1 protein-coding gene is annotated in these 688 nt (G+C 57.0%); it reads right to left on the minus strand.

The window, feature by feature from the left end; all coding sequences use genetic code 11:
* Positions 1-688, minus strand: a 688-nt coding sequence (locus OKC28_RS22915; protein ID WP_270691161.1) for an IS481-like element ISAs19 family transposase, incomplete at both ends; no start/stop codon positions are given.

Consider the following 688-nt stretch of genomic DNA (forward strand, 5'->3'; position numbering starts at 1 on the left):
TTAGTGCGCACTTCCTTCGGTATCAATTTCAGACCCTTCTTGAACATGCGGTAGGGGGTCTGACCCTCCATCATCCTGCCCTGATGTGGCCGCTGGGTGTTGTAGTGTTCCAGATAGCTATCCAGGTCTGTCTGCATCTGCTCCACCGACTCATACCAAGTCGTTCTCCCCTTGATACGGAAGTGTTCATCCAGCAAGGTTCGATGTAGCCGCTCGATAAAGCCGTTGCTCTGCGGCCTGCGCACCTTGGTTGTCCGGTGCTCAATCCCCCCCAGTTGCAGGAACAGCTCGTAGGGATGATGGTCAGGGCGCCCGCAGAACTCGCGCCCGTTGTCCGACAGGATGGTATAGACCCGTGCCTCGTGGGTTTCAAAGAATGGCAGCACCGTTTCGTTGAGCACATGGACCGAGGTGATGGGCAGCTTGCTGGTGTAGAGCCGCCCCCAGGCGTGGCGGCTATAGCAGTCCAGCACGGTTTGCAGATACACCTTACCGACCCCCTTGAGCGCGCCGACGAAGAAGGTGTCGACCGCCACCAGTTCCCCGGTGTAGTGGACCTCTATCTGACGTTCTCGGAACTCGGGACTGAAGCGCTCGAGCAGGCGAATTTGCTCGTCATTGAGCTCAATCGTTTGTTCCCGATGGGTTTTCTCGAGACGTAACAAGCGGTCGTGTTTGGAGAGCAAAT

This window comes from Aeromonas sp. D3, assembly GCF_027705025.1.
GTDB classification, from domain to species: domain Bacteria; phylum Pseudomonadota; class Gammaproteobacteria; order Enterobacterales; family Aeromonadaceae; genus Aeromonas; species Aeromonas salmonicida.